Below are 11,181 nucleotides of genomic sequence, written 5' to 3' on the forward strand. Positions count from 1 at the left end.
AGGGAGAGAGACAGCATGAAACTACTGGTTACGGGTGGGGCCGGATTTATCGGCAGCAACTTTGTATTATATATGCTTCGTGAACATCCGAGTTATGAGATTATCAATGTGGATGCATTAACGTATGCGGGGAACTTGGAGAACTTGCATACAGTAGAGTCCAATCCCCAATATACCTTCATCAAAGCAGATATTGCAGATGTACAGCAGATGGAAGCTGTTTTTTCCCAAGGCATCGATGTGGTTGTTAATTTCGCTGCAGAGTCTCATGTGGATCGAAGTATTCTGTCCCCGGATATCTTTGTGCGTACCAATGTGATGGGTACTCAGGTTCTGCTGGATGCGGCAAAGAAGTATCAAGTCACCAAATTTGTTCAGGTATCGACGGATGAGGTATATGGATCATTGGGTGCAACAGGTTTATTTACTGAAGATACACCTCTGATGCCAAACAGTCCGTACTCTGCAAGTAAAGCTGGCGGGGATCTGCTCGTAAGAGCCTATCATGAAACCTTTGGACTTCCTGTAAATATTACACGTTGCTCTAATAACTATGGACCTTTTCAATTCCCGGAGAAACTTATTCCGCTGATTATATCCCGTGCATTAAATGATGAAGCCATCCCAGTATATGGTGACGGGCTCAATATTCGTGACTGGCTGTATGTCGAGGATCACTGCAGCGCGATTGATCTGGTGATTCATAATGGACAATCTGGAGAAGTATACAACATTGGTGGTAATAATGAACGTACTAATATATACATTGTGGAGAGCGTATTGGAGCAACTGGGTAAGCCAGCGAGTTTGATTCAATATGTACAGGATCGATTGGGCCATGACCGACGTTACGGTATAGATCCTACCAAGATACGTACTGAGCTCGGCTGGCAACCTGCACACAATTTTGAGACAGGGATCAAGGAGACAATCCAATGGTATCTGAAACATCAAGATTGGTGGACGAGAATTCAATCAGGCACATATCAGGACTATGTTCAGCTTCAGTACGGTAAGCGGATGGGTGATTCGTCCAAATGAACTATAGAGTTATGGTGACTGGCGCGGCAGGACAACTGGGTTATGATGTGGTGAAGACCTTCGAAGCAGAAGGTCATCAGGTATTGGCCTGTGACAAGAACCAGATGGATATTACCGATCAACAGCAGTGCACAGATATGATTACGACGTTCCGACCCCACATCATAATTCACTGCGCTGCTTACACAGCGGTCGATCAGGCCGAGGTAGATGAAGATACAGCATATACAATCAATGCATCAGGTACTAGAAATATTGCGGTTGCCGCCGAGAGTGTGAAAGCAAAGCTGGTATATATCAGTACGGATTATGTATTTGATGGAAGTGGGAGTACACCATACCGAGAATACGATGTAACGAATCCGCAGAGTGTTTATGGCAAGTCGAAGCTTGCTGGGGAACGGCTGGTTCAAAGTTTGTGCACGCAATGGTTTATTATTCGAACATCATGGGTGTTTGGCGTGTATGGAAGTAATTTTGTCAAAACCATGCTGGAACTTATGGCGAAACGTCCACAACTGCAAGTTGTTCATGACCAACAAGGTTCGCCTACCTATACGGTGGATCTTGCCCGATTCATTCATACCCTTTCTACGAGCAGAAAATATGGTATCTATCATGCTTCCAATTCAGGAACTTGCTCATGGTACGAGTTTGCAGAGGCAATAAAAGAAGAAGCCAATAAGCAGAGTGGATTCAAGCCAACGGCCGAACTTACGCCATGCACAACCGATCAGTTTCCGCGTCCAGCCCCTCGTCCTGCATACTCGGTGATGGATCATCTGGCGATTCGAACGAACGGTCTGGAACCTCTGAGACCTTGGCGTGAGGCGCTAATTGCGTTTTTGAAAGAGTTGAGTGTACAGCAAAAGGACTGAGCATGTGGAGGTCCGTGCTTTATTCCCAAATTGCACCCACCATTTAACAGCCGCCTCGGGCGGCTATTTTGTTTTGCACCTCATCAATTCGGGTAGTTAGCTAACAAAAAGGTACTGAGGATGTGAATGTGATATGAAACGCATTGCCGCCGTGTTAATACTACTGATCGTTACCGTGGGCACACTCTTTTTCGCCTATGAAAGCGAGAGTGAGGAACAACGGGACGGATTTACCGCCTATAGATTAATCGCCCATGCGATGGGCAGCATTCGTGATCAACCATATACCAACGCCTATGAAGCGATGATTGCCAATTACGAGAAAGGCACACGTGTATTTGAAATCGACTTTATGTTAACATCGGATCGGAAAGCCGTAGCCAGACATGAATGGACCGCTAATATGAGCAAAATGCTAGGACAAGACGAAGAGCTTCCGGAGGATAAACAAGCCGGGGCACTGACACATGATGAATTTATGAATACGCCTATTTTAGGCATGTATCAACCCATGGATGCCGATGGCATTATAGATGTACTGGCCGAGTATCCGGATATGTATATCGTAACTGACACCAAGGAACAGAAGGATGAGGATATTCAGCAGGTGTTAAGATCCCTGGTGGATGCAGCCAAAGAACATGATCACTCTGTGCTGGATCGGGTGGTTGTACAGATCTATAACGAACCGATGCTCGAAACGGTGAAAGAAGTCTATGCATTCCCTTCCATTATCTATACGTTATATGCCACACAGGATACAGAAGATCAGGTTGTTGATTTTGTGCAAAAGAATGATATTGATGCCGTGACTATGCCGGAATATAAAGTAAACCAGAATTTCGTCGCCAAGCTGAATAGTGCAGGCTCAGTCACCTACGTGCATACTATCAATGACACTGGACAGGTGGCTAACTATGAGAAGTGGGGCGTGTACGGGGTGTACTCGGACGTGCTGACGGAGCAGGAGTTGGATGAGATGAATACACGTTTTGCCTGGAAACCGTAAAAATTAATGTTTTTCTGTTCCCCTTTTTATACGAACATTGACACTCACTGTCTGCTGACTTAGACTTAGTTTACAAGCTTTCTAGGATGCAGAAGAACCTCTGGAGGAATGTTCGTTGATAGACATGATTAAGCAGTGGAGACATGTATTTAAGCTTGACCCGGACCGGGAGATTACGGACGAAGAACTCGATCTGGTCTGCATGTCGGGGACCGATGCAATTATCGTCGGTGGATCTTCCGGAATTACCTATGATAACACGGTAGACCTGATGTCCCGAGTGCGTCGTTATGAATTGCCATGTGTGCTTGAAGTATCCGATCTGGAGGCTGTTGTTCCCGGGTTTGACGGATATCTGATCCCGATGGTCTTGAATGCAACGGACAGCAAATGGATGATTGGGCACCACCAGCAAGCCATAGAGCGTTATGGTTATCTTATTCCTTGGGATCTGCTGATTGCCGAGGGTTATATTGTGCTTAATGCAAACTCTACGGTAGCGCGGGTGACTGGTGCAGATACGGATCTGACGACAGGAGCTGCGGTAGCATATGCCCAGGCAGCGGAGCGTCTGCTCAATCTTCCAATCGTATACATGGAGTACAGTGGAACGTTCGGAGATATGGAGCTTGTTGGTGAGACGCACAGACAATTGGAGCGGGCACACCTCATCTACGGCGGCGGAATTGATGATCCGGAGAAAGCCACGCAGGCTGCCCAGGTGGCAGACACCATCGTGGTAGGTAACATTGTGTATAGCGATTTGACTAAGGCACTTGAGACGGTTTTGGCTGTAAAAGGAACCATTTAATCGGTTTAGTTTACCATTCCCCCATTTTCCCCTTATGATCTGTTAAAATAGAACTTTGCCCTTACTAATTAAAGAAGTTATATGAGCGTAATGTCGTTTACACGAGAACGAAGAGGAGAGAAGTGAGCTGGAGAAACGAAATGCTCGTTAAAAGCTTTCTGTAAGAAAGCCAAATCCTAAGCATACTTCTATTACCTGATTTTGTTCTTTTTTTACTGAGAAATTCGTATACAGGGACTATGTTTACACGAGAACGAAGAGGACAGAAATAAGCTAGAGAAGCGGAGCGTTCGCCTTTATTACCGGATTTTCACCTTTGAAAAAGTAGATCGAAAAATCCGGGAATAACAGCGATCGAAAGATTATTCAGTCATCGGAGTGGCGAGTGTAACCTATAATTTTGCTTTATAGACCAACCAACGAAAGGAGCATGCATGCATGCAACCTGTAAATATACATGATGCCGTTGCACGGCTTAACACCCCTCAACGGCAAGCCGTCGAGGCGACGGATGGCCCGCTGCTGATTATGGCCGGAGCGGGCTCCGGCAAGACGCGGGTGCTGACACACCGGATTGCCTACCTCATTGCAACACGGAAGGCGCCCCCGTGGGGCATTTTAGCGATTACATTTACGAACAAAGCCGCCCGTGAGATGCAGGACCGGGTTTCCCAACTCGTAGGTGGCTCCCAGGGCCGCGACATTTGGGTATCCACATTCCACTCCATGTGTGTGCGTATTTTGCGCCGTGATATTGAACGTATTGGCTTTACTTCCAACTTCAGTATTTTGGACTCATCGGACCAATTATCTGTTATTCGCAGCTGTATGAAAGACCAGAATATCGACACGAAGAAATTTGAACCCAAAGCAGTTCAATCGATGATGAGCACGGCCAAGAATGAACTGATTAGTCCGGAGCAATATGAGAAGCAGGCAGGAGACTATTTCGAGGGTATTGTAGCGAAGATATATAAGATGTATCAGAAAAAGTTAAGAGCCAACAACTCACTTGATTTCGACGATCTCATTATGCAGACTATTCAACTGTTCAAGGAAGTGCCTGAAGTTCTCGACTTTTATCAAAAGAAATTCCAGTACATTCACGTGGATGAGTATCAGGATACGAACCGTGCACAGTACATGCTGTGCCGCATGCTCGCTGACAGTCACCATCACATCTGCGTTGTAGGGGATAGTGACCAGTCGATCTATCGCTGGCGCGGGGCGGATATCAGCAATATCCTTAATTTTGAGAAAGATTACCCTGAAGCAAACACGATTTTGCTGGAGCAGAACTATCGTTCAACTTCCAATATCCTGAATGCAGCGAATGAAGTGATCGGCCTGAATACAGGGCGTAAACCGAAGAAACTGTGGACGGACAAAGAGGGTGGTTCGAAGATCAAGGTGTACCGTGCGGATTCCGAACATGATGAGGGGTATTTTGTTACCTCCGAGATTAGTAAAAATGTGAAAAACGGCAAATCCTATCAGAACCATGCGATTTTATACCGTACCAACGCCCAGTCCCGGGTTATAGAGGAAATTTTGATCAAGTCTGATATTCCGTATCAGATTGTCGGCGGCATCAAGTTCTATGATCGTAAAGAGATCAAGGACATTCTGGCGTATCTGCGCCTGTTATCCAACCCCGACGATGATATCAGCCTTACCCGGATCATTAACGTGCCGAAGCGTAGCATCGGGGATACAACCGTAGCGAAGCTGGCGGCTGCGGCAGGAGAGCGTGGAATCTCAATTTTCCGTGTACTTCAGGTCGTAGATGATCTTGGTTTTGCTGGTCGTACGCGGAATGCGCTGGTGGAGTTCTATGACATGATCGCTGCGTTGCATCAGATGGTAGAGTATCTGTCTGTAACTGAACTGACCGAGAAGATTCTTGAGATGAGCCAATACCGACTTGAGATGCAAAATGAAAACACACTCGAATCCCGTGCACGGCTGGAGAACATTGAAGAGTTCCTGTCGGTAACGATGGAATTTGAGAAAAATAATGAAGACAAAACGCTCGTGTCGTTCCTCACCGATCTTGCATTGATTGCTGACATCGACAGCATGAACGATGATGAAGAGGATCAGAGCGACGCGGTTACCCTGATGACCATGCACAGCGCCAAAGGTCTGGAGTTCCCGGTTGTCTTTATCGTGGGTATGGAAGAAGGGGTCTTCCCGCATAGCCGTGCCTTTATGGACAATGAAGAGTTGGAAGAAGAACGCCGACTTGCTTATGTAGGGATCACCCGTGCGGAAGAGCAACTGTTCCTGTCCTGTGCCCAGATGCGGACGTTGTTTGGACGTACCACAGCGAACCCGCCTTCCCGCTTCCTGGATGAAATTCCGGATGAGCTGAAGGAAGACACCTCCATGGCTCGTGATCGTTACCGTCGCGGAAGTAGCGGAGGCGGCTCATATGGTGGACGTGGACTAGGTTCTAGTGGAGGAAGTAACTTCGGTGGTGGCACCAAGCTCTTTGATCACCAAAGCAAGAGCGGTTCATCTGCTACCTCATCCACGCCAACTTCGCGTGTGACCACGAGTACGTCTCGCCCAACATACTCTACGCCATCATCTGCTTCCAAGCCGGTGGCTTCTAATGGTGAAGCAGGATTCAAGGCAGGAGATAAAGTGCAGCATGGCAAATGGGGGACAGGCACCATTGTTGCAGTTAAAGGTACAGGTAATGATACCGAACTGCAGATTGCCTTCCCTGCTCCGGTTGGTGTGAAACGTTTGCTTGCCGGCTTTGCCCCGATTACGAAAGTAGAATAAGAACGAAACTTCCTTTTGCACGATAACGGAGAGAGCAGAAATAACTTGAAGAAGCAAGGCGTTCGCCTTTATCCCTGGATTTCTACCTTTTAAAATGAATAAAAAAAATCAGGGATAACAGCGATCGGAAAGTTATTCTGTTATCGGAGTTCACGTGCAATAGGAGTGTTCGTTCTACATAGATCAAATTAACGGAGGGATGGCCCTGTATGGACCCGATGCACCGGATGGAGCAACTCGTTACCGAGCTGAACCAGCATAATTATCAGTACTACACGATGGATCAGCCACAGATCAGCGATAAGGAGTATGATCTTCTGTACGATGAACTGGTTACGCTGGAACAGGAAAGCGGCATCGTTCTGCCTGATTCTCCAACACAGCGTGTGGGCGGCGAACTGCTCAAGGGGTTTACCCCACATCGCCATTTATCCTCATTATGGAGTCTGGACAAAGCACAGAATATCGAGCAGCTGCGCAGCTGGAATACCCGTGTACTGAAACTGATTAATGACTATAACAGTAAAAATCCCGATACACCTTTACCGGAACCAGGTTATGTCATTGAGTTGAAGTTTGACGGATTGACGCTGAACCTGACGTATACCAATGGTGAGTTGGTGCAAGCCTCTACACGAGGGAATGGTACCGTAGGCGAGGGTATTTTGGCACAGGTGAGAACGATTCGCTCCGTTCCGCTCAAAATTCCTTATACAAACGGCACGATTGAAGTACAGGGGGAAGGTATCATGAACTTGTCTGTCCTGGATCGATACAATGAGACAGCGGCAGAACCGCTCAAGAATGCACGGAATGCAGCAGCAGGAGCACTGCGTAACCTGAATCCGAAAGCGACGGCTGAGCGTCGGTTGAATGCTTATTTTTATAACGTAGGTTATTCGGACGACATTCAATTTGCCAATCATCAGCAGATGATGGACTTCCTGCGTGAGAACCGCTTCAAAGTGAATCCATCCATCACGTATTTCCATGAGTTTGATGATGTGATGGAACAACTGGCCGCCATTCAGGAGAACCGGGGTCAACTGGACTATCTGATCGATGGAGCTGTTATTAAAATTACGGACATGCGTACCCGCGAGGTGCTGGGTTATACCGATAAATTCCCTCGCTGGGCGGTGGCATATAAATTCGAGGCAGAAGAGACCACGACGGTTCTTAATGCTGTGGTATGGAATGTGGGTCGTACTGGCAAAGTAACTCCGCTGGCACGCGTAGAACCGGTTGAACTTGCCGGGGTAACGGTACAGAACTGTACTCTGAACAATGTCGGTGATATTGAACGCAAAAATCTGAAGTTTGCTCTGGGCACAAGGGTCTTTATTCGTCGCTCCAACGACGTCATTCCTGAAATTCTGGGTAAAGTGACGGAGGAGAGTGATGGGGAGGAGATCGTCTTCCCTGAGCAGTGTCCTGCATGTGGATTCCCACTGGAGCAACGCGGAGCGCATCTGTTCTGTAACAACAGACTGGCATGTAAACCGCAAACGGTAGCACGTATTTCCCATTTTGCTTCCCGTGATGCCATGGACATCGAGACGTTCAGTGAGAAAACGGCGATTCAGCTGTATGATGAATTGAATGTACGTGAGCCTGCCGACCTGTATACGTTACAGTTTGATGATCTGGTGAAGCTGGAGCGGTTTGGGGAAAAGAAAGCGAACAACCTTATCGCTGCGCTTGAGCTTAGTAAAGATAGAGACTTGGCTTCCTTCTTATACTCACTGGGTATTCCGAACACAGGTAAATCGACAACGCGCATGCTCGCTGATCATTATCGAGATCTGCACGCCATTATGAATGCAACCGTGGAAGAACTGGTTGAACTACCCGACGTCGGTGGTATCGTGGCTGAGAGCATCGTAAACTTTTTTGCAGATCCGTTTACACAGGCTGCGATTGAGAAAATGCTCAATTTAGGTGTGAAAGCTCAGGCACCTGAGGCACCAACCGTTGCTGTTGTGGAAGATTCCTTCTTCAGTGGTAAAACGGTCGTCTTGACCGGAACGCTGCACCAATTGACGCGGGAAGAGGCGACGCAAAGACTGGAAGCGCTCGGAGCGAAGGTGACTGGCAGTGTGTCGAAAAAGACAGATTTGGTTATTGCCGGAGAGAAGGCAGGTAGTAAACTAACCAAAGCTCATGATCTCGGTATCCCAACGATTGAGGATGAAGACGAACTTGTACGTCTTTTGAACCCATAGAGTTAGAGGATAAATGAACAAAAGAGTTCATAATAAGAAAGCCCCCGAAGACACGAATACGTGATCGGGGGCTTTTGTTGTTTATTGATTTACGTTCTACAACGAATGATCACTCACCAGTCTTAACCGATCAGGATCCACTAATATTGTTAGGGATGCGCTGAGATGCGCTTGTAAGCCAGGCATCCTTATCATATCCTCGTTCTTCCCAGTAACCAATATGTTCGCTGTCGATGAGTTCGATACGATTCAACCATTTTACCGATTTATAGGCATACATCTGAGGGATGACGAGTCGCACTGGACCGCCTAAATCCGCAGGGATAGGTTTGCCATCATGCATGACAGCGACCATAATATCCTCCATTTGCGCTTGATCCATCGTAATCGCATCTGTATACACACCATCACCGGAGTAAAACTTCACACTATGAGCCTCTGGTTTGACCCCGGCTTGCTTCAAAAGCTGTGCAAGTGAAATGCCTTCCCAGGTATTCTTATATACCGACCATCCCGTTACACAGTGGAAATCACTAACCTGTACGCTACGCGCGAGCTTCACGAACTGTTCCCAGTTCCAAACCTGTGCCCGGTCAACCAATCCATCGATTCGGAAAGACCAGTTAGCATTGGAGAAGGACGGTATGGGCGTAACCGTATATACGCGAAAATGACCTTCAGCTCCGCCTCCAATGGGAGGAGAAGAGGCAGACAGCGGTTGTGGCAAAGGAACCATACGGTTAGGATCGTTCTCCAGCATGCTATCAATACTGTTATCGATTTTGAGATTTCGTCCTACCCAGGATATAAAAGTAGGACCAAGAGTCACGGCGAGACCAACCCCCACAGCAGAACGGATGAAAGCTCGTCGTGTATACAATGGTTGAGGTCGCTCCTCTGATTTGAGGGGATCTCTCTCGGAACTGCGATCAAAATGGGAAGAAGATATAGCAACTGGAGTTTCTTTTTCATCCGATATTGAATCAGATGGGTCAGCTGTATTTTGAGTTCGTGTTGAAGTTGTAGTGGTTTTAACCGCACGACGTGCAGGATCCTTTAACCATTTGGTCCGAGTGATGGAGTGATAGATAATATAAGGTAGGCCCACCCAAGTCAGCAGGTCATGGATCAAAAGTGCAGCATTCGACCATCGAGGTCCAGCTAGCTTGAACTGCCATAATACAATACCCGAGAGTAGCCAGCCTACCAGCAGAGCAAGAACAAAGATGGTGTTCACCCTCTGCCATGGTCTGTTACGAAGCTGTTTCCAGTGCTTTCCGGCCAAAATCAAGTAATATACTACGGGTGCCAGCATAGCTAGCCCAACCATGATATGTAGCCATTTTAACCAGACACGTCCAATTCCGAGTATCTCGCGCCAAAAGCCGCCTACCAGCATAAGACCTGAAATAGCAAGGATCACAACAATCCAGGCATTCCAAGCATGGATGGAAACCAACTTTTTGCCGTAACCTTTGCGTCTGTTCTTCAACCATTGTTTCAAGTGCGATCACCTCATATAGGTTAGTAATGAGTTTATTCAGAACTTTGATATGTAATAGCTAGCTGTGAATGGAGTGCGTGATCTGTGTAAAGGTGCAATGTGAGATGGTTATACGATTGTTCATAGGCTACTTATAAAAGCAGCATACTTGACTGCTTAACCTTAACTCTATATCTATATACCTTATTATAGAGTTTTTGGATCACTTTCTTCAAACCAACAGAAGGGCAAGAATCGTTATCCTGATCGGAGCTCTAACTAAAACTCATCTAGATCATTATTACTTGTGGTTCATAGAAGGCAGTATTATAGGATGAGTTATTTCTTTTATATGTAATGCACTTTAAGAGTAGCCTTTCACTTGTTCAGAGCATGTGCTAATCTGTCGAATACAGGTTGGAGACAAGACACCGTAGATGAAGATATCATGATATCAAAAGGTTGATTAAAAATGCTTGCTAAATAAATCACTACGTGATATATTATTTCTTGTCGCTTCAAACGAATGATTGTCATAATCATTTGAAAGATGACGAAAACAAAGTGTTGACAGTAAGTTAGTTAACATGATATGATAAGATTCCTGTCCGGTTGACAAACATCAACACAAACGGACATACAAGTTCCTTGAAAACTGAACAAATGGATAGTAACTTTTGATTCACAATGAATCGTCAGATTCAAAATGAGCTTATCGCTCTTTTCAATACTTTATTGGAGAGTTTGATCCTGGCTCAGGACGAACGCTGGCGGCATGCCTAATACATGCAAGTCGAGCGGAGTTGATAGGAAGCTTGCTTCCTTGATACTTAGCGGCGGACGGGTGAGTAACACGTAGGCAACCTGCCCTCAAGTTTGGGACAACTACCGGAAACGGTAGCTAATACCGAATAGTTGTTTTCTTCGCCTGAAGGAAACTG

The 11,181-nt window shown here is 46.4% G+C and carries 7 protein-coding genes and 1 rRNA gene; 7 read left to right on the plus strand and 1 reads right to left on the minus strand.

Annotated features, from left to right (window positions below):
- The first annotated feature begins 15 nt into the window (after positions 1 to 15).
- From rfbB to ligA, 6 genes are all read left to right on the plus strand, one after another.
- A complete protein-coding gene (gene rfbB / locus QVE09_RS16735; RefSeq protein ID WP_315937692.1) occupies positions 16 to 1,041 on the plus strand; it encodes a dTDP-glucose 4,6-dehydratase in 1,026 nt (341 codons plus the stop codon).
- Complete coding sequence (rfbD, locus tag QVE09_RS16740; RefSeq protein ID WP_315937693.1) at positions 1,038 to 1,919, plus strand: dTDP-4-dehydrorhamnose reductase; 882 nt, start codon at positions 1,038 to 1,040, stop codon at positions 1,917 to 1,919. The genes rfbB and rfbD overlap by 4 nt, the downstream gene beginning before the upstream one ends.
- 133 nt (positions 1,920 to 2,052) lie before the next feature.
- On the plus strand, positions 2,053 to 2,928 hold the full coding sequence (locus QVE09_RS16745) for a phosphatidylinositol-specific phospholipase C/glycerophosphodiester phosphodiesterase family protein (RefSeq protein WP_315937694.1): 876 nt from the start codon (positions 2,053 to 2,055) through the stop codon (positions 2,926 to 2,928).
- Between the two features lie 115 nt (positions 2,929 to 3,043).
- Entirely contained in the window at positions 3,044 to 3,739 is a 696-nt protein-coding gene (gene pcrB / locus QVE09_RS16750) for a heptaprenylglyceryl phosphate synthase (protein WP_315937695.1), read from the plus strand.
- 438 nt (positions 3,740 to 4,177) lie between these two features.
- Positions 4,178 to 6,532 (plus strand): DNA helicase PcrA, encoded by a 2,355-nt coding sequence (gene pcrA / locus QVE09_RS16755; protein ID WP_315937696.1) that lies wholly within the window; start codon positions 4,178 to 4,180, stop codon positions 6,530 to 6,532.
- A gap of 209 nt (positions 6,533 to 6,741) precedes the next feature.
- Entirely contained in the window at positions 6,742 to 8,757 is a 2,016-nt protein-coding gene (gene ligA / locus QVE09_RS16760) for an NAD-dependent DNA ligase LigA (RefSeq protein ID WP_315937697.1), read from the plus strand.
- A 130-nt stretch (positions 8,758 to 8,887) separates the two neighbouring features.
- Here the strand turns inward: ligA and QVE09_RS16765 are convergent, their stop codons facing one another.
- Positions 8,888 to 10,261 carry a molybdopterin-dependent oxidoreductase gene (locus QVE09_RS16765; protein ID WP_315937698.1) on the minus strand — a complete coding sequence of 458 codons (1,374 nt, stop codon included), beginning with the start codon at positions 10,259 to 10,261 and terminating at the stop codon, positions 8,888 to 8,890.
- A gap of 711 nt (positions 10,262 to 10,972) precedes the next feature.
- On the opposite strand from QVE09_RS16765, the gene QVE09_RS16770 reads away from it, so the two are divergent.
- Positions 10,973 to 11,181 (plus strand): 16S ribosomal RNA (locus QVE09_RS16770); the annotation flags it as partial.

Origin of the sequence: Paenibacillus sp. ClWae2A (assembly GCF_032452295.1) — a bacterium.
Classification (GTDB): Bacteria; Bacillota; Bacilli; order Paenibacillales; family Paenibacillaceae; genus Paenibacillus.